Genomic DNA, 19197 nt, shown 5'->3' on the forward strand with positions numbered 1-19197 from the left:
ACAATGCCGGCATGAACCTCGTCCCCCTCATTGAACTCACCCGCGGCGGTACCCCGGAGTGCCTGCACTTCGGCGCCGTGGCCGTCGTCAACACGCGGGGCCAGGTCGTGGCGCAGGCGGGCGACCCCCACTGGTTGACCTTCTCACGCTCCACGCTCAAGGCGCTGCAGGCACTGCCCTTCATGCAGGCCGATGGGCCCCGGCAATTCGGCTTCTCGCAGGAACAATTGGCCCTGCTGTGTGCCAGCCACAACGGCGAGGATCAACACGTCGCCGTGGCCCAGGGCATGCTGGACAAGGCCGGCCTCACTTACAAAGCGCTGCGTTGCGGCTGCCACGTACCGGGCCGCTTCGCCTTGCTGGACACCGCACCCCCGCCCGACCTGGTTTTTGACGAGCGGCACAACAACTGCAGCGGCAAGCACGCCGGCTTTCTGGCCTATTGCGTCCAGCATGGCCTGACTCTGGAGGACTACACCGACCCCATGCACCCGCTGCAGCAGGCCATCCGGGCTGACGTCGCGCGGGCCGTGGGCATGGACGCCGATGACTTGAAAATGGGCATTGATGGCTGCTCGGCCCCCAACTACGCGCTGCCCTTGTCCCGCCTGGCGTATGGCTATGCGAGGCTGGCCAGCGGCTTGAACGATGGCGAGTTTGGCGAGAGCTTTGCCACTCTGAGCGAAGCCATGACCGCGCACCCGGACCTGGTGTCGGGCACGGGGCGCAATGATCTGGCTTTCATGCAAGCCGGGCGCGGCGACTGGGTGAGCAAGGTCGGCGCCGACGGCGTGCAGGTGCTGGGCTCCCGTGCCCGCGGCGAGGCCTTTGCCATCAAGATCATCGACGGCAACAAGCCCGCCCTGTTTGCGGCGAGTGTGGAAGTGCTGGACCAGCTCGGCTGGCTGGACGACACCCAGCGTGCAGCGCTGGCACCCTGGCGGGCCCAGGCCCTCGTGAACGCCCGCGGCCTGCGGGTGGGCGAGCGCAAGCCGGTCTTCAAATTGCAGACGCCCTGAAACACTGCCGGGCGGGCAATCAGATGTCGAAGCGCACGCCTTGCGCCAATGGCAACGCGCTGGAGTAGTTGATGGTGTTGGTAGCGCGGCGCATGTAGGCCTTCCAGGCGTCCGAGCCCGATTCGCGCCCGCCTCCGGTCTCCTTCTCGCCGCCGAAAGCGCCACCAATCTCGGCGCCCGAGGTGCCGATGTTGACGTTGGCAATGCCGCAGTCCGAGCCGGCGGCCGACAGGAACGTTTCGGCTTCGCGCAGGTCGGTGGTGAAAATGGCCGACGACAAGCCCTGGGGCACATCGTTGTTCAGGCAGATAGCCTGCGCCAGGGTCTGGTACTTCAGCACGTAGAGAATGGGCGCAAAGGTCTCGTGGCGCACCACTTCGGTTTGCCCGGGCATCTCTACCAGCGCCGCGCTCACGTAATACGCATTCGGGTAGCGCTCCTGCAACACACGCTCGCCCCCCAGCACCGAGCCGCCCTGCGCCCGGGCCTGCGCCAGCGCGGCCTGCATGGCATCAAAGGCCTGCTGGTCGATCAGCGGGCCCAGCAGCGTACCCATCTCTTGCGGCGCACCGATCTTGAAGCTGACGTAGGCTTGCTTCAGTCGCCCCACCAGATCGTCATACACCGATTCATGCACCACCAGACGCCGCGCCGTGGTGCAGCGTTGCCCTGCCGTGCCCGCCGCGGAGAACGCCACCGCACGCACCGCCATGTCCAGATCGGCCGACGGCGCCACGAGGATGGCGTTGTTGCCACCGAGCTCCAGCAGGCAGCGGCCAAAGCGACCTGCCACGCGCTGACCGACGGCGCGACCCATCCGGGTGCTGCCAGTGGCCGAGACCAGTGCCACACGCGCATCGTCAACCATGGCTTCACCCACATCGGCCAGGCCGAGCACCACCTGCGACAGATCGCGGGTCAGTTCGGGCTGGCCAAAGCGGGCGCAGGCGCGCTCAAACAAGGCCTGCACCGCCAGCGCGCACAAGGGTGCCTTCTCGGACGGTTTCCACACCACCGTGTCACCGCACACCAGGGCCAGCGCCGCGTTCCAGGCCCAGACCGCGACGGGGAAGTTGAAGGCAGTGATGACGCCCACCACACCCAGCGGCTGCCAAGTCTCCATCATGCGGTGGCCCGGGCGCTCGCTGGCAATGGTCAGGCCATGGAGCTGGCGCGACAGGCCCACGGCGAAGTCGCAGATGTCGATCATCTCCTGCACCTCGCCCAGGCCTTCGGAGCTGACCTTGCCCACTTCCAGCGTCACCAGCTCGCCCAGCGCCTGCTTGTGGCTGCGCAGTTCCTCGCCCAGCAAGCGCACCAGTTCGCCGCGCTGCGGCGCCGGCACCTGCCGCCAGCGCAGGTAGGCCGTATGGGCGCGGTCGCAGGTTGCCGCAACTTGTGCCAGCGGTGTGACGGGCACCTCGGCCATGATCGCGCCGTCGATGGGGGAACGGGTGGCCAGCGTGCCGCCGCGGCCGGCAGGCGGGCTGAAACCCAAGGATTGCAGCAAGGCGTCAAGTGACATAAAAACTCCGAAAAAGGGTCAAAGAATCGGGCAACTCTACCTGCTAACGGCCGGATGCCGACTCGTGCCTTCTCTATACTGATGCCTGACGCCCAACTGACAACCCAGGCACCGAACACCGTGACCATTCCTGCAACCCGACCACCCGTCCCCGGCGCAAGACCCGCATGACCTCGATGGTTCCCGCACTGCGGTCACTCAATACCCGCGTGACACTCGGCACACTGGCCATCTTTCTGGTGAGTCTCTGGTCGCTGTCGTTCTACGCCAGCCAGATGTTGCGTAAAGACATGGAGCAGTTGCTGGGTGAGCAACAGTTTTCGACCGTGTCAATGCTTGCGGACTCGGTCAACGCAGACGTGAACGACCGGTGGGGGGCGCTGACAACCGTTGCAAAAACTATCGGCCCGGCACTGCTGGGCAACGCCGCGTCCATGCAGGCCTTCCTGGACGAGCGACCGCTGCTTCAGAGTCATTTCAATGGCGGCGTCATCGCCCACCGGGTGGATGGCACGGCGATAGCGGAAGTCCCGACTTCGGCAGGACGGATTGGCGTTAACTACATGGACGTCGACACCGTCGCCGCCGCGCTGAAAGAAGGAAAGTCGACCATCGGCAAGCCGGTCATGGGCAGGAAGCTGCAGGCGCCGGTTTTCGGCATGACGGTACCCATTCGCGATGCGCAGGGCAAGGTGATCGGCGCCCTGGCGGGCGTGACCAATCTGGGCGTGCCAGGCTTCCTGAACGCGATCATGGACAGTCGTTACGGCAAGAATGGCGGCTACACGCTGGTGATGCCGCAGCACCGGATGCATGTCATCGCCACCGACCAGCGCCTCACCATGAAAGAACTTCCCGCGCCTGGCATCAATCCCTTGGTCGATCGTTTCATTCAGGGCTACGAGGGATCTGGTGTAACAACCAATGCACTTGGCGTCCATGTGCTGGTTTCTGCCAAGGCGGTGCCATTGGCGGGTTGGTATGTGGCTGCCGCACTTCCCGCCGCGGAAGCCTTTGCGCCTATTGGCGCCGTGCAGCGGCGCATGCTGCTGGCCACGGTGTTGCTGACCTTCCTGGCAGGTGGTCTGACCTGGTTGATTTTGAAACACCAACTGGCACCACTACAGACTGCGGCAGCAACGCTGGCCGGCATGTCGGATTCAGGCCGCCCCCTGCAGCCCCTGGCCATCATGCGACGAGATGAAATCGGCATGCTGATCAGCGGCTTCAACCGGCTGCTGGAAACCTTGGGGCAACGGGAAGGCGCATTGAAGCAAAGCGAGGCGCAGAACCGGGCCCTCATCAGCGCCATTCCGGATCTCATCTTCACGAACCGGCGAGATGGTGAATACCTGGCCGTCCATGCGACGGATGCAAGTACGCTCTTGGCGTCCCCGGAGACCTTCCTCCACCGAAAGGTCGAGGAGGTGCTGCCCATGCGTGTCGCGAATCTATTCATGAAAGCCTTTGCGGACGCCGTGGACTCGAACTCGATGGTGGAGCTGAACTACTCGCTAACCGTGGGTGGCAAGGAAAGGCAGTTCGAGGCCCGCGTGGTTCCTTCCGTTGAAGACACCGTCATTTCCATCGTGCGCGAGATCACAGGGCGCAGAGCCGCCGAACAGGAATTGCGGATCGCAGCCACTGCCTTCGAGTGTCAGGAGGGCATGATCATCACGGACGCCAATCGAATCATCCTGCGCACCAATCAGAGCTTCACCCGCATCATGGGTTACAGCAACGAGGAAGTGGTTGGAAAGACCACCACATTCATGCGCTCCGATCGACTCCCAGCCGCTTTTTTCGACGCGGCGTGGGAGACGGCGCGACGGGATGGCTCATGGCAGGCAGAAGTCTGGCACAAACGCAAGAACGGCGAGGTCTTTCCGCAGTGGCTCACCAGCACAGCGGTCAAGGATGAGCATGGCAGCATCACGCATTACGTCGTCACACATATCGACATTACCCGCCAGAAGCAACAGGAGGCCAAACGCCGGGCCGACGAAGCGGCCCACCGCGACACACTGGTGCGCGAAGTGCATCACCGCATCAAGAACAACCTGCAGGGAATCACAGGCCTGCTGCGACAGTTTGCCCAAAAGTACCCCGAAACGGCCAACCCCATGAATCAGGCGATCGGCCAGGTGCAGGGAATCTCGGTCATCCACGGGCTGCAGGGTGGTGCCGACCCATCGTCGGTGCGGCTATGTGAATTGACGAGCGCCATCGCGGCCGAGGTTCAGGCCCTGTGGCATACATCGGTGGTCCTGGACATCCCTCCCGGGTGGATACCCTGCGTCATTGCCGGAAACGAGGCAGTGCCCATTGCCCTGGTGATCAACGAACTCATTGTGAACGCCGTCAAACATGGGGGCAAGGCGTCCGGCCAGGTGAGCATCACGTTGCGCAAAGGCGTCGAACCAGATATGTTGGAAATAACAATCACCAACCGGGGGCAGTTGGTCCCCGATGACATGCGAACCGACAGACCCCACAGTGGCCTGCAGCTGATCGCGGCTCTGATGCCACGCCACGGCGCCCGCCTTGCCCGGGAACAGCACGGTGACCAGGTCATGACCTTGCTGGCGTTGGGGCCGCCCGTCATTTTTCCCCATTTGAAAGAACCCACATGACAGCAGGCAATACACCCGCGCCAGGAAAGCATCTTCTACTCGTTGAGGATGACCGCCTGGTGCTCGCCGTGATGGCCAGCAGTCTCACCGACCTTGGCTATCGCGTCACGACTGCCGAATCGGCCGAGGATGCTGAAGCCTGGCTCGCCGGCGGTGAACGTCCGGATCTGGCCATACTGGATGTGCGCATGCGTGGCAGGGATGGTTTGCACCTTGCCCAGCGCCTGCGCGATTTCGATCACATCCCGTTCATGATGCTGAGCGCCTACAGCGACGCCCAGACTGTCAAAGAGGCCACTCTTTGCGGCGCCCTGGCCTATGCCGTGAAGCCGCAGGACGTCACGCAGCTGGCACCAGCCATCGAAGCGGCGCTTGCCCGCGCCAATGAGCTGCAGGATTTGCGTCGAACACGGCAACAATTGCAGAAGGCCCTGGACGTTGAACGCAACATCAGCGTAGCCACTGGCATTGTCATGGTGCAGTACCACCTCAGACGTGCCGACGCGTTTGCCCTGCTGCGTGACACGGCCCGCAAGCAGCGTCGCAAACTGGCAGAGATGGCCGAAGAAGTCGTCCGCGCGCGCGAGACGCTCAGTCTGGAATCCCTTCAACGTGGTCTTGAGGCGAATGCGGCTGTCGCACAATCTCTTGACTCGCCCATATCCTTGCGGTAAAAGCAACCACTCCCATCGGCAAGCCCCTGACCCCGGCCCCGAATCTGAGGCCCTGAACCTGCCTCGTTAACCTGTTCGTGACCGCCTGACGCGTCACGCACCAAGTAACGAAAAGTCCCCGCCGGGGACTAAGGCACGCGTGTTCAGACCCCTGACAAATTTTCATTTTCTTATCACCCGACTGCTGCTGAACGTCAACATCGGGGTGCGCCTGCTCATGCTGATGGGTTTGGCGGCATTCGTTGCCCTGCTGCTGGCATGGGCCGGCATTCAGGGACTGGGCGCGTCCAAGGAGAGCTTGCGCTCGGTCTACGAAGACCGCATGCTGCCGGTGCAAGAACTGGCCAAGATTGCCAGCCTCATGCTGGACAACAGGGTGCTGCTGCTGGCCACCCTCAGCGAGGTCAGCCTGAGCGCGGGCGCTGGTCAGGACGCCACCCTCATCCTGGACCGGGAAGTTGCTTCCATGGCTGCTGATGACATCGAGAAAAACATCGCCACCATCGACTCGTTGTGGCACCACTACACATCTTCCGAGCTGACGCCGGCCGAAAGAACACTGGCCAACCGGTTTGCCGAGAGCCGCGGCACCTACATCAAGGCGGCTTTGCTGCCTGCCGTAGTGGCATTGCGGGCCAACCACTACGACGTGACGAAGATGCAGGCTGCCAGGGCGCTGGTGCTTTACGACCTGGCGCGCCCCGACGCTCAAGCGCTGAACCAGTTTCAGTTCGACACCGCACGTGAAGCCTACGCCGAGGGCATCAGACGCTTCGAACTCACGCGCCTGCTGGCCCTCGGCGCACTGGGAGTCGCAATTCTCATCATGAGCTGGTTGGGTTTGATATTGACGACCTCCATCGTCAACCCGCTTCAACAGGTCATCACCATTTTCAGGAAGATTTCGAATGGCCAGTACGACTCCGTCATCCTCGTGGAGGGCAGGGATGAGGTCAGCAAGGTGATGCTGGCGCTGGGGGAGATGCAGACCAGACTTGGCGTGAATGAAAAGGCCATTCACCGGCTTGCGTTCTACGACCCCCTCACCAACCTGCCCAACCGGCGGCTGCTGCGCGACCGATTGCAGCGGGCGTTGGCAGTGAGCACGCGCAATCGTCTTTACGGCGCCGTGCTGATGATCGATCTGGACAATTTCAAGAGCATCAACGATAGCCGGGGTCATGAGGTGGGCGACCGCCTGCTGGTGGAAACTGCACTGCGTATCCAGTCCTGCGTGCGCCAGTCGGACACCGTGGCCCGCCTGGGTGGCGATGAGTTCGTGGTGATGCTCGCTGACCTGAGCCCGGACGAGGCGCAGGCCGCACTGCAAGCGGAAGGGGCAGGCGAAAAAATCCTGGCCGCCATCAACCAGCCCTGCATGTTGGCAAACCAGCTTCACCACAGTTCCGCCAGCATGGGGCTTTGCCTGTTTCTAGGTGAAAACACCAGCCTCGATGACTTGCTCAAACGTGCCGATATCTCCATGTACCAGGCCAAGGGCAGTGGACGCAATGCCCTGCGCCTGTACGACCCGCAAATTCAGGAGTCACTTGAAACACATATTGCATTGGAGTCCGAACTGCGCAACGCCATGCCCAACCATCAGTTCCAGGTGTACTACCAGATACAAATGGACAACCTGCGTGGCGTGCTGGGCGCCGAAGTGTTGCTGCGCTGGCAACACCCCCAACACGGCCTGGTAATGCCAGAGCAGTTCATTCCAACGGCAGAAGAGACCGGACTCATCCTGCCGATTGGTGAATGGGTACTGCGCACGGCATGCGAACAGCTCAAGGCCTGGGCCACCGACCCGGTGACAGAAAAATTTGTGCTCTCGGTCAATGTCAGCGCCCGCCAGTTTCGTCAACCCGACTTCGTTGACATGGTTTGCTCCGTGTTGGAGCAGACCGGCATCAATCCGCAAAGGCTCAAACTGGAGCTGACTGAAAGCCTGGTGCTGCACAACATTGTCGACACCGTCGACAAGATGAAGACCCTGAACCGGCGGGGCATTCACTTTTCGATGGATGACTTTGGCACCGGCTATTCATCGCTGGCGCACCTGACCCGACTGCCGATTCAGCAACTCAAAATCGATCGCAGTTTTGTGCGCAACATTCCAGCCAACCACCGTGACGCCGTCATCGTGCAAACCATCATCGGCATGGCCAACAACCTGGGGGTGACCGTGATTGCCGAGGGCGTGGAGACCGAAGAGCAGCGCGCCTTTCTTGAGCAATCTGGCTGCCTGACCTACCAGGGCTACTTGTGGGGCAAACCCATGCCATTACGCGAATTTGAAGAACTGGCCCTGCAGGTCAGCACGGCTTGAGCAATTTTTTTTTTGGAGTAGACGACCTTGAACCATCTCAAAATATCCACCCGCCTGATCATACTGATCGGCATCATGTCGGCCCTGCTCATGGCCATCGGTGCGATCGGCCTTTTTGGCATCAGCAAGGCTGACGATGCGCTCAAGTCGGTGTATGAAGACCGTACCAAACCCATGGGCCAGGTCGCCGAAATCCAGCGCCAGTTGCTGCGCAACCGCCTGGCTGTCGCCGTCTCGCTGGTCACCCCGACGCCCGAGGTCATCAACCCGGCCACCGCCGAGATTGAGGCCAACATCGCCGCTATCGCCAAGGTATGGGATGCCTACATGGCCACCACACTGACCCCCGAAGAAGCGATCCTGGCCAAGAAATTCGGCGAGGATCGCACCCGGTTCGTGCAGGAGGGCCTGCGCCCGGCGGTAGCGGCCTTGCGCGCCAACGACATCGAAGGCGCCAAACTGGTGGTCACGGAAAAAATCCGCCCGCTCTACACTCCGGTGGGCGCTGGCATCGAGGCACTGATGAAACTCCAGCTGGATGAGGCGAAGAAGGAATTCGATGCCGCCGAGGCCCGCTATGTCACGATCCGCATCATCGCCATCAGCTCCATTGTGGCCGGCGTGCTGTTCGCCTTTGTCTTCGGCCTGGCCCTGGTGCGCGGCATCGCGCGTTCACTGACCCAGGCCATGGACGCGGCCAACGCCGTGGCCCAGGGCGACCTGAGCCACCCCATCCCGGTCGGCGGCCAGGACGAAGTGGCTCAACTGCTCAAGGCGCTGTCAGCCATGCAGCAAAGCCTGGCGAAAGTCGTCTCCACCGTGCGCAGCGGCTCCGAAGGCGTGGCCACCGCCAGTGCCCAGATTGCCTCGGGCAACCACGACCTCTCAAGCCGCACCGAACAGCAGGCCAGCGCCCTGGAAGAAACCGCCGCCTCCATGGAAGAGCTCAGCTCCACCGTCAAGCAAAACGCCGACAGCGCCCGCCAAGCTAACCAGCTGGCTCTGAACGCCAGCACCGTGGCCGTGCGCGGCGGTGAGGTGGTGGCCCAGGTGGTGGACACCATGAAGGGCATCAATGACAGCTCCAAGAAGATCTCCGACATCATCAGTGTGATTGACGGCATTGCGTTCCAGACCAACATCCTGGCGCTCAACGCCGCGGTGGAGGCGGCGCGCGCCGGCGAGCAGGGCCGGGGTTTTGCGGTGGTGGCCAGCGAGGTGCGCAGTCTGGCCGGGCGCTCGGCTGACGCCGCCAAGGAGATCAAGAGCCTGATCAATGCCAGCGTGGAGCGGGTTGATCAGGGAAGCGTTCTGGTCGACCAGGCCGGCACCACCATGTCCGAGGTGGTGAGCTCCATCAAACGGGTGACTGACCTGATGGGTGAGATCAGCGCCGCCAGCAACGAACAAAGCCAGGGCGTGTCCCAGGTAGGTGAAGCCGTCTCGCAAATGGACCAGGTCACCCAGCAAAACGCCGCCCTGGTGGAAGAGATGGCGGCGGCTGCCAGCAGTCTGAAGTCGCAGGCGCAGGACCTGGTCAACACGGTGGCGGTGTTCAAGCTGTCGGCGGGTGATTCACCGCGGCACAGCGTAGCGCCACCGGTCGCCGCGCTTCGCTCGCCGGCGCCGAAGAACCTGACCTTCAAGGGAACTGAGAAACGCCTCGGCAAAGACTCAAGCACTGCTGCCGCCAAACCCAGGGCGCTGACGCAGACACCCAAGCTGGCGGCGAACAGTACCCCGGCCAATGGTGACGATGAGTGGACCAGCTTCTGACAGCTTGACGCCGCATTGCCCGGCGAAAGTACGGGACGAAATACACTGTGGTTTTGCACTGGAGCTGACCGCGCCATGAACCAAAACATCAGCCTCATCGGCGCCCCCACCGACATCGGCGCGGGCAGCCGCGGTGCCAGCATGGGCCCGGAAGCCCTGCGGGTCGCCCATATCGTGCCGGTGTTGCAGCACCTTGGCCTGCAGGTGATCGACCGGGGAAATTTGAGCGGTCCCGGCAACCCGTGGCTGCCGCCCGTGCATGGTTACCGCCACCTCGATGAAGTGGTGACGTGGAACACGGCCGTGCACAACGCGGTGCATGCAGAACTCGACCAGGGCCGCCTGCCCATCCTGTTGGGCGGCGACCACTGCCTGGGCATTGGCTCGGTCAGCGCGGTGGCCCGCCACTGCCGCGAGGCCGGGAAAAAACTCCGCGTACTGTGGCTGGATGCCCATGCTGACTTCAACACCCACACCCTCACTCCCAGCGGCAACCTGCACGGCATGCCGCTGGCTTGCCTGTGCGGCTACGGCCCCCGGGGCTTGACCGAGCTTGGCGGACATACGCCCGCCATCAACCCAAAATGGGTGCGGCAGATCGGCATTCGCAGTGTGGACGAAGGTGAGAAACGACTGGTCCATGAAGCCGGACTCGACGTGTTTGACATGCGCTACATCGATGAGTTGGGCATGCGCTCAGCGATGGAGCTGGCGCTGGCCCTGATGGACGCCAATACCCACCTGCATGTGAGTTTTGACGTGGATTTTCTGGACCCCGACATTGCCCCTGGCGTGGGCACCACAGTGCGCGGCGGCCCGACCTACCGCGAAGCGCAACTGTGCATGGAGATGATCGCCGATACCGGGCGACTGGCATCGCTCGACGTCATGGAGCTCAACCCGGCATTCGATGTACGCAACCGCACGGCTGAGGTGGCTGTGGACTTGCTGGCATCGTTGTTTGGCAAGAGCACCTTGATGCGCAAAAACTGAGCGCTTGCGCGCTCGCTATTGCCACTGCCCCTCAGTAATCCGCCTTACCTGGCGACTGACAGAGCCGGCTTCTCCACGCTGGCGTTTTTGGTAGCCTGCACGGCACCAAACTGGATATCACCGGTGAGCTGCCCACCCTCTTCGATCACAATTTTTCCATAGCGAATGTTGCCGGTGACTCTGCCTGTGGCAAAGATCGTCAGCTTCTGGCGCACGGTCAGGTTGCCATCGAACTGGCCATGAATCTCGGCGATGTCGATCTCGGCTGACCCTTTGAAGGCCCCGTGTTCCGAGATCTGCATCACCCGCGAGTCCATGGTCGCCTCCACCAGGCCTTCGACCACCAGTGTGTCGCAGTCCGTGATCTCAACGCCTTTGAGCTTGATGTTGGGGCCCACCGTCAGCTTGCTGCCACCCTCTTTGGCTGGCGCACTCGCGCTGACGGGATTAGTCGTACTGACCGCGGCGGCTTGCTGGCTGCCCGCGCTGTTCGCAGCACCATAGGCACCGGTGTTCGGCGTCGACGCACCCTGGCGCACAGGAGAAGTTTCGGTTTCGCGTTTGTTGAAGAAATTCGGGGAGATGGCCATGTGAGTTCCTTTAAAAGGGCCATGGTATGGGCGCCGTCCTGGAAAGTCTCCACTGGTTTTGCAAGATCGGTAACAGAATGAATTCTCCAAAACACAGCGCCCAGATGTGTGAGCATGCCGTTCACGGCGCCTGACATGGTCATGCAGCGTCTTCCCGCAATTGGCTCCCACCTATAATTTGGCCACCGTCACGGCGCCAAAGATCCGCGCAATTCCGCCACTGAGGCGAGTTGGGCGTGACACCGCAAAGATGGCAATCACACGTCGGATTGGAACGGGCAGCATGCTTGACAAAGAAAAATTCCGGCTGTCCTTGCGTCAGGTGCTGACCATTCCCTATGTCGCGCTGGTGTTGGCTCTGGCACTCACGATCGTCGGCCTGTCTTACGTGGCAGGCAGCCGCGCGGTAGACACCGTATCGTCTCATCTGCTGCTTGAGACCGTGGGCCGCATAGGCCAGTCGGTCGACAGGCATATTGTGGGTTCTGGCGCAGTGGTCGAAGCCGCGTTTCCGGACGGTATGCCGGTCTCGCCAACCATCGATGCTGACATAGAGAGTCTGCGCACCCGCTTCTGGATTGCCACATCGCTGCACCTGGACCCGAACAACTATGTCTACTTTGGCAATCGCCTGGGCCAGGGGATCGGCCTGTACCGACATTCGCGCACGGAAGGTGAATTGCGCATCAAGCTCAAACCCGAGGACATGCGCACCTTCTACCGGTTCACCGGCATTGACGGCAAACTGGCGTTTCATTCCCGCGAGAGCAAGCTTTTTGACCCGCGAACACGCCCCTGGTACGAGGCCGGTGCAACCCGCAGTGCACACACCTGGACTGCGGTCTACATCGACTTCAGCACCGCAGACCTGGTGGCGACGCGCGCACGCCGTGTGCTGGGCCCCCGCGGAGAGTTCGAAGGCGTGGTCGCCACCGACGTGTCCTTGCGGGCCCTGAATGAATTCGTGTCCAGACTCCCTGTCTCACGGCACGGACTGGCTTTCATCGTCGAGGCCGATGGCGAACTGATCGCCTCATCGGCCAGCGCCAATGTGAAATTGATGCCCGACGGCAGCAAGACCCGACTCAGCGCGAGCGAGAGCGGCAACCCGGTCATCGCGGCCGCCTATGGCGAGGTTCGCAAGCGTCTGGCCGAACCCGGCAGCAAGTCGGGTGCGCAGACATTCGATTTTCGCGCGCCGGACGGCCAGGTGATTCATGCTGCGTATGACCGCCTGAGGGACGACGCAGGCCTGGAGTGGGTCACAGTCGTTGCCATGCCCCGCGGCGACTTCATGGCGGGCGTGACCGGGAACGTGGTGCGCATGGCCGTGCTGAGTGCGCTGGCCGCGCTGGTGGCGATTGCCATTGGCTTGCGCATTCTCAGTTGGGTGGCTCGTGACCTGAAGCATCTGTCCGAGGCTGCACTGCGGGTCGGCGACGGCCAGCTCAACTGGCCGGTGGGCATCAAACGGCCCGATGAGATTGGCCAGCTTGCCAAGAGTTTTGAGACCATGCAACAGCTTCTGCAAACGGACGCACTGACCAGCCTGGCCAATCGCGAGGCTTTCATGCTGCGTCTGCGTCAAAAAATAGGCCAATCGTCTGGCAGCCCCGGCGATGAACGTTTTGCCGTCCTGTTCATTGACCTGAACCGCTTCAAGCACATCAATGACCATTTTGGTCATGAGGCAGGCGACCGGGTGCTGATTGAAGTTGCCCAGCGCCTGCGCAACGCCGTCCGGTCCGGGGACCTGGTGGCCCGCTTGTCTGGTGATGAGTTTGTGATTCTGCTGGACCGGGTGGACAGCGGGGAAGGTCTGGAGCGTGTCCGCCAGGAGATACAGGCAAGCCTGAAGGAACCGTTCATGGCCCTTCGAAAAGAGGTTCTCGACGGAATTGACTTTGGTGGCTCGGTGGGCGAGGCCATTTACCCGGACGACGGGGCAGACGCCGAATCCTTACTCAAGAAAGCCGATCGCAGAATGTATGGACAGAAATTTGCGGAGCGGGCCCAGGGCAGTTCGCATCCGCTTAGGCGGGCGTCCGACCAACGCAAATGAACGCGCACTGAAAACCCGGCGGTCAGCCGCGCCGGTACACCCGGTCGGCATATTCGCGCACCATTCTGGTGGCCGAAAACCGGGGCCCGTTCGTCAGCAGGCTACGGCGCATCATGGCTACCCAACGCTGCGGCACACCATCGGCGTCGCGTTCGTGGAACATAGGGACCACCACCCGTTCCAGAAGGTCGAACATGGTGCGAGCGTCGCGTTGGTCCTGCGCCTGGGCATCCATGTCGACATCACCATTGATCGCCCACCCGTTGGTCCCGTCCCAGGCTTCCGCCCACCACCCATCAAGGACCGACAGTTGCAGCCCTCCGCCGAGGCACGACTTCATGCCACTGGTCCCACTGGCCTCATTCGGCGGCCGTGGCACGTTGACCCACACATCACAGCCCGCGACGAGGTGGCCGGCCAGGGGAATGTCGTAGTCCTCCAGGAAGGCAGCTCGCCCGGCGACACTCGGTGCCCGTTTGAGTGCGAACACCTGGCGGACCACCTCTTTCGCGCCGATGTCGTCGGGGTGGGCCTTGCCGGCAAACACGAACTGGACCGGGTGCACGCCCCCAATCAGGCCGAGCGCACGCTCTGGCAGCAGTGCGACGAGGTGCAGTCGTTTGTAGGTGGCGAGTCGCCGGGCGAAACCGATGGTGAGTCGGTCCGGGTCAAAGCCGCTGCTGGGGGCCTCCGCATAGTCCAGAGGATCGCCACGACGCAGCCGGTCGCTGGTGGCACGGCGCGTGATCATGTCCACGAGTTGCGCACGCGCGGCACAGCGCGCTGCCCACAGTTCCGGGGCAGGGATGTCCCGCACCGGCTCCCAGGTTGCCGGCTCGTCAGCGCGACTCAGCCAGCCATTCCCCAAATGCCGATCGAGCAAATCGCGCATCGGCCCGTGCAGCCAGGTGGGTACGTGCACGCCGTTGGTGACGTGGGTGATCGGAACGTCTTCCACCGCGCGGCCAGGGAACAGCGGTTGCCACATCGCGCGCGCGACATGGCCATGCCGTTGGCTGACCGCATTGGCGTGGCGGCTGGCCCGTAACGCCAGCACAGTCATGCTCATGGGCTGGTCGGGATTGGTGGGGTCCATACGACCCATGGACAGCCATTGCTCGCGTTCGCCGACCAGATCTGCGATGGGGCCAAGCATCGCCAATACTTCTGTGCGCTGGTAGGTTTCATTGCCGGCCGGCACGGGCGTGTGGGTGGTGAACACGACCTGCTCGCGCACGCGGCGCCACGCATCGTCGGCATCGCTCCCCGCCTGAGCCTGCGCCTGGAGCAGCAGTTCGAACACGCCAAGCACCGGATGCCCCTCGTTCAGATGGTAGACAGCCGGTTCGATGCCGAGCGCACGCAGCGCACGGACCCCGCCAACGCCAAGCACGGCGTATTGGGCCAGGCGAATCGCGCGGTTGCTCTCGTAAAGCCGCGACGTGATCCAGCGGCCGACCTGGCTGTTCTGGGGAAGATCGGTGTCCAGCAGGTAGAGCGGTACGCGGCCCACGTCGACCCGCCAGATATGCACCGCGACGCTCTCGTCGTCAACCGGCACCGTGACCGTGACCGGTCGCCCATCGGCGCCGGTGACCTTGACGCATGGCAAACGCTCTGGATCGGCATCAAGCCAGTATTCATACTGATAACCGGTCACGTCGATGCGCTGATGAAAGTAGCCGGTGCGGTACATCAGGCCCACGCCCACCATTGGCAGTGCCAGGTCAGAAGCCTCCTTCAGGATATCGCCGGCGAGTACGCCGAGTCCGCCCGAATAAATCGGCAAGGAGCCATGCACGCCGAACTCGGAACAGCAGAACGCGACCGGGTGCTCCGTGCTGACGTCGCCGCCCTGCCACGGTCGGGCCCGATCTGCGTCAAGCTCTGTTGCCACACGGTTAACCCAGCCAACGAAGCCGGCATCCGCAGCGGCGCGCTCAAGCATCGACGGGTGTGTCTCGGTCAGCAGGCGCCGTGGGTTGTGCCCGGTGCGCGCCCACCGATCAGGATCAATCGCATCGAACATGGCAGCGCCATCGGCAGACCACGACCACCGGTAGTTGTAGGCAATGCGTGCGAGCGGTCGCAGCGGCTCGGGAAGCAATGCTTCCAGTTCGACCACTGCACGTTCGATGTCATGGTCACCAGCGAACATGATCGTTCCTCATGTCAAAGTCAATGTGCAAAAAGAACGCTGCCCGGCGAACAAGGACAAGCGGTACGGGTTGAGCATTCGGTCAGGTCAACGCCAGTATCTTTGGCGCGGGCTCGTTTGACAAGCGTCCGGCCACCGATTCTGAGGCCGGGTTTGACATGTCGCAACTCCAACGCAGGCGTGTCAGCCCGCGTTCGTTGAAGCAAAGGCCCTTTGCAAAAGCAGTATTTTATTTGCATCTTTTAAAAGATGCAGTTAACATGCATGTATACAGGCCTTCGATTCAGCCGTCCGCTCATTCACATTTCAACTTCACCCATAGGGAATCAAATCATGCACGCCACGCGCAAACTCTGGACTTGGCTCGCCGTCATCTGTGCGCTCTCCTTTGCCGTTCTGGGTTGGGTCGGAACAGAGATCTATCTGACCGCCCCGCCCATTCCAAAACAAGTCATCAGCACCAAGGGGACTGTGCTGTTCTCGCCAGGGCAGGTTCAACGCGGCCAGGAGGCCTGGCTGTCCGCTGGCGGCCAGCAGTTGGGGTCCGTCTGGGGCCACGGCAGTTACGTGGCACCGGACTGGTCGGCCGACTGGCTGCATCGCGAAGCGCTGGCACTGCGTGCGGTCTGGGCGCAAGGGGATTTTGGCAAGCCGTTCGAGCAATTGAGCATCGGTCAGCAGGCCGAACTCAACGCCCGGCTCAAAACCGAGATGCGCCGCAACACCTATGACGCCAGCACCGGAACCATCACGCTCTCACCAGAGCGCGCCGAGGCGGTCACCCAGGTCGTGGCGCATTACGTCGGCCTGTTCGGCAATGACGCATCGCTGGACAAGCTGCGCGAACAATACGCAATGAACGCCGGATCCCTGCCCGACCCGCTTGATCTGCAGGCGCTGCCGGCCTTCATATTCTGGTCGGCCTGGTCGGCCGCGACGGACCGTCCCGGCGAAACCGATCTGAGCTACACCAGCAACTGGCCGCACGAGCCGCTGGTTGACAACACACCGACTGCCGGCGCCGGCATCTGGTCGATCGCCAGCATTATCTTCATGATCGCCGCCATTGCGGGCATGATTTTCTACCACTCGGTCAGCAAAGAAGAAGGCGATCCAACGCCGCCCAAGAACGATCCCCTGTTCGACCTGAAGCCGACCCCCTCCATGAAGGCCACCCGAAAATACTTCTACGTGGTGATCGGCCTGATCCTGGCGCAAGTCGGCATGGGCGTGATCACCGCTCACTATGCAGTCGAGGGCCAGAGCTTCTTTGGTTTCCCGCTGGCGCAGATTCTGCCCTTCACGGTGAGCCGCACCATCCATACCCAGTTTGCCGTTCTCTGGATTGCGACGGCGTGGCTGGCCACCGGTTTGTACATCGCACCGGCGATCTCGGGTCATGAGCCCAAATACCAGAAGCTCGGGGTCAACGTGCTGTTCTATGCCTTGCTGTTCATCGTGGTCGGCTCTACCGCCTTTGGCTGGCTCGGTACCTTGCAGCACCTGGGCAATGATTTCAGCTTCTGGATCGGCAATCAGGGACTGGAGTTCACCAGCATGGGCCGCATCTGGCAAATCCTGCTGTTCATCGGCTTGCTGTTCTGGGTGACGCTGTTGGGTCGCGGACTGTGGCCTGCCCTGAAGACCCCGTCTGAGAGTCGCGGCCTGATTGCCATGGTGTTCCTGGCGGCTTTATGCATCGGCGGCTTTTATGCCACGTCCCTGACCTGGGGCAAGCATACGCACTACGCGATGATCGAGTACTGGCGCTGGTGGTTGGTGCACCTGTGGGTGGAAGGGTTCTTTGAAGTGTTCGCCACGGCAGTCATTGCCCTGTTGTTCACCCGTCTGGGCCTGATCCGCGCCAGCACCGCCCACAGCGCCATCGTGCTGGAAACCATCGTGTTCCTGTTTGGCGGCATTCTGGGTACCCTGCATCACCTGTACTTCACCGGGACGCCCACTTTCGTGATTGCGATTGGCGCCATGTTCTCCGCGCTGGAAGTGGTTCCACTGGCGATGATCGGGGTCGAAGCCTGGCGCAACTACCAGCGCTCGAAGGCGGCACCCTGGGTGCAGACCTACAAGTGGTCGATCCTGTGTTTCATCGCCGTCGGCTTCTGGAACGTGGTGGGTGCCGGTCTGCTGGGTTTCTCGATCAACACGCCCATCGCGCTGTACTACATGCAAGGGCTCAACATGACGGCAGCGCACGGCCACGCCGCGCTGTTTGGTGTGTACGGCATGCTGGGCATTGGCCTGCTGCTGTTTTGTCTGCGGGGGCTGTCCGATCGTGCGGCCTGGTCTGACCGGTTGCTCGCCCCGATGTTCTGGTCGCTCAACATTGGCCTCGCCATGATGGTGTTCATCTCACTGGTGCCGGCCGGCATCTACCAGGCTTGGGCCAGCATCACTAGGGGCATGTGGTTCGCGCGATCGCCGGAAGTCATTCATTCGCCTTTCATGGAAACCCTGGTGTGGCTGCGCGTGCCGGGTGACGTGGTGTTCGCCATCGGCACCCTGTTCCTGGCCTGGTTCGCAGTGCGTTTGTTAACCGCAGGCAAACGCCAGCAACTGGCACCGGCACCACTGGCCGACGCCACAAAGGCCTGACCGGATGGCGGACGGGCCCTCTGCCCGCCCGCCTGGAGATACCCCCGGGCCTGACCATTCCAGCCTGCACCCGGGGCACTCTGCCAAGCGCCTAGAAACGGTAGCGCAGACCCAGGCTGGTGGAGGTGATGCGGTCACGGTCCCCGCCAGAAAACTTCAGGTCATGCTCCTCGTATTGCAGCACGGCCGACCACTGCGGATTGAACATGTATTCCGCACCCAGCCCGTACGCCCAGCCGAATTCCTTCTCGGTGCCGGCGGTCACACCCGAGCCGGTGCCTGACGTTACATCCGTGCGCCCATAGGTGGTGCCGAGTTTGCCCAGCAGATTGAACGAGCTGCCAATCGGCAGTCGACCCACGACGCTCAGGTTGATGCCATCGGCTTTGGTCCTGCCGCCGGCGCGGTTCACACTGCCCAGATCGAGGTAGCCAAACTCAAAACCGAAGTTCCGGTTGAAGTAGCTGCCCGCGTAAACGCTGTACGCCACGTCGTATCTGTCGGCGCTATAAAGCCCGGTCCCGTTGCCCATCGAATAATCAGACCGCCCGGCATTCAGGCCAATGTAGCTGTTGCCGGAGCCATAAATCGCGTAGGGGCTGCTGGCACTGGACTCGCTGCTTTGTGCCTGCGCGCCAACTGCTGCTGCCAGCGACGCGACCACTGCGAGCAGGCTGACGATTTTGCGGTTTGGTTTTTTCACAATGCCTCCTTTGAAAAGCCAGGGAAAGAACCAGGGTGACAGAACCATTTCCATCCCGCTGGAAATGAGATAACTTTAGTGCTTCCTCTTCGACAGCGATGTAGGCAATGTTTGGCAGT

Annotated in this window: 12 protein-coding genes; 8 read left to right on the forward strand and 4 right to left on the reverse strand. The window is 62.2% G+C overall.

Translation table 11 applies throughout. The features are described from left to right. Window positions 1-11 precede the first annotated feature (11 nt). Window positions 12-1019: an asparaginase gene (locus Q7T10_RS12395; RefSeq protein WP_304748600.1), complete on the forward strand. Its 1008-nt coding sequence runs from the start codon at window positions 12-14 to the stop codon at window positions 1017-1019. A gap of 19 nt (window positions 1020-1038) precedes the next feature. Here Q7T10_RS12395 and Q7T10_RS12400 read toward each other — a convergent pair whose 3' ends face one another. Beyond that, window positions 1039-2544: an aldehyde dehydrogenase family protein gene (locus tag Q7T10_RS12400; RefSeq protein ID WP_304748602.1), complete on the reverse strand. Its 1506-nt coding sequence runs from the start codon at window positions 2542-2544 to the stop codon at window positions 1039-1041. Window positions 2545-2711: 167 nt separating this feature from the next. Here Q7T10_RS12400 and Q7T10_RS12405 point away from each other — a divergent pair, with 167 nt between their 5' ends. The 5 genes from Q7T10_RS12405 (at window position 2712) to rocF (ending at window position 10952) form a co-directional block, all read left to right on the forward strand. Next, window positions 2712-5177: a PAS domain S-box protein gene (locus Q7T10_RS12405; protein WP_304748603.1), complete on the forward strand. Its 2466-nt coding sequence runs from the start codon at window positions 2712-2714 to the stop codon at window positions 5175-5177. After that, window positions 5174-5851: an ANTAR domain-containing response regulator gene (locus tag Q7T10_RS12410; RefSeq protein ID WP_304748604.1), complete on the forward strand. Its 678-nt coding sequence runs from the start codon at window positions 5174-5176 to the stop codon at window positions 5849-5851. Before Q7T10_RS12405 ends, Q7T10_RS12410 begins: the two co-directional genes overlap by 4 nt. A 139-nt stretch (window positions 5852-5990) precedes the next feature. Beyond that, a complete protein-coding gene (locus Q7T10_RS12415) occupies window positions 5991-8183 on the forward strand; it encodes a bifunctional diguanylate cyclase/phosphodiesterase (protein WP_304748605.1) in 2193 nt (730 codons plus the stop codon). 27 nt (window positions 8184-8210) lie between these two features. Beyond that, a complete protein-coding gene (locus tag Q7T10_RS12420) occupies window positions 8211-9959 on the forward strand; it encodes a methyl-accepting chemotaxis protein (RefSeq protein WP_304748607.1) in 1749 nt (582 codons plus the stop codon). Between the two features lie 75 nt (window positions 9960-10034). Continuing rightward, on the forward strand, window positions 10035-10952 hold the full coding sequence (gene rocF / locus Q7T10_RS12425) for an arginase (RefSeq protein WP_304748609.1): 918 nt from the start codon (window positions 10035-10037) through the stop codon (window positions 10950-10952). A 44-nt stretch (window positions 10953-10996) separates the two neighbouring features. Here the strand turns inward: rocF and Q7T10_RS12430 are convergent, their stop codons facing one another. Continuing rightward, window positions 10997-11542, reverse strand: a complete 546-nt coding sequence (locus Q7T10_RS12430) for a polymer-forming cytoskeletal protein (RefSeq protein ID WP_304748612.1) — start codon at window positions 11540-11542, stop codon at window positions 10997-10999. Between the two features lie 283 nt (window positions 11543-11825). On the opposite strand from Q7T10_RS12430, the gene Q7T10_RS12435 reads away from it, so the two are divergent. Further along, on the forward strand, window positions 11826-13604 hold the full coding sequence (locus tag Q7T10_RS12435; RefSeq protein ID WP_304748615.1) for a diguanylate cyclase domain-containing protein: 1779 nt from the start codon (window positions 11826-11828) through the stop codon (window positions 13602-13604). A 22-nt stretch (window positions 13605-13626) separates the two neighbouring features. Here Q7T10_RS12435 and glgP read toward each other — a convergent pair whose 3' ends face one another. After that, on the reverse strand, window positions 13627-15762 hold the full coding sequence (glgP, locus tag Q7T10_RS12440; protein ID WP_304748618.1) for an alpha-glucan family phosphorylase: 2136 nt from the start codon (window positions 15760-15762) through the stop codon (window positions 13627-13629). Between the two features lie 333 nt (window positions 15763-16095). Here glgP and Q7T10_RS12445 point away from each other — a divergent pair, with 333 nt between their 5' ends. After that, complete coding sequence (locus Q7T10_RS12445; protein ID WP_304748621.1) at window positions 16096-18375, forward strand: nitric-oxide reductase large subunit; 2280 nt, start codon at window positions 16096-16098, stop codon at window positions 18373-18375. A gap of 91 nt (window positions 18376-18466) precedes the next feature. Here Q7T10_RS12445 and Q7T10_RS12450 read toward each other — a convergent pair whose 3' ends face one another. Then, window positions 18467-19078 (reverse strand): outer membrane beta-barrel protein, encoded by a 612-nt coding sequence (locus Q7T10_RS12450; RefSeq protein WP_304748624.1) that lies wholly within the window; start codon window positions 19076-19078, stop codon window positions 18467-18469. Window positions 19079-19197 lie beyond the last annotated feature (119 nt).

Origin of the sequence: Rhodoferax sp., from assembly GCF_030646845.1 — a bacterium.
Taxonomy (GTDB): domain Bacteria; phylum Pseudomonadota; class Gammaproteobacteria; order Burkholderiales; family Burkholderiaceae_C; genus Rhodoferax.

Excerpts from the sequence above, each read along its gene's own strand:
- Q7T10_RS12395 (WP_304748600.1), top strand. The coding sequence starts at position 12 with ATGAACCTCGTCCCCCTCATTGAACTCACCCGCGGCGGTACCCCGGAG.
- Q7T10_RS12400 (WP_304748602.1), bottom strand. The coding sequence starts at position 2,544 with ATGTCACTTGACGCCTTGCTGCAATCCTTGGGTTTCAGCCCGCCTGCC.
- Q7T10_RS12405 (WP_304748603.1), top strand. The coding sequence starts at position 2,712 with ATGACCTCGATGGTTCCCGCACTGCGGTCACTCAATACCCGCGTGACA.
- Q7T10_RS12410 (WP_304748604.1), top strand. The coding sequence starts at position 5,174 with ATGACAGCAGGCAATACACCCGCGCCAGGAAAGCATCTTCTACTCGTT.
- rocF (WP_304748609.1), top strand. The coding sequence starts at position 10,035 with ATGAACCAAAACATCAGCCTCATCGGCGCCCCCACCGACATCGGCGCG.
- Q7T10_RS12430 (WP_304748612.1), bottom strand. The coding sequence starts at position 11,542 with ATGGCCATCTCCCCGAATTTCTTCAACAAACGCGAAACCGAAACTTCT.
- Q7T10_RS12435 (WP_304748615.1), top strand. The coding sequence starts at position 11,826 with ATGCTTGACAAAGAAAAATTCCGGCTGTCCTTGCGTCAGGTGCTGACC.
- glgP (WP_304748618.1), bottom strand. The coding sequence starts at position 15,762 with ATGTTCGCTGGTGACCATGACATCGAACGTGCAGTGGTCGAACTGGAA.
- Q7T10_RS12445 (WP_304748621.1), top strand. The coding sequence starts at position 16,096 with ATGCACGCCACGCGCAAACTCTGGACTTGGCTCGCCGTCATCTGTGCG.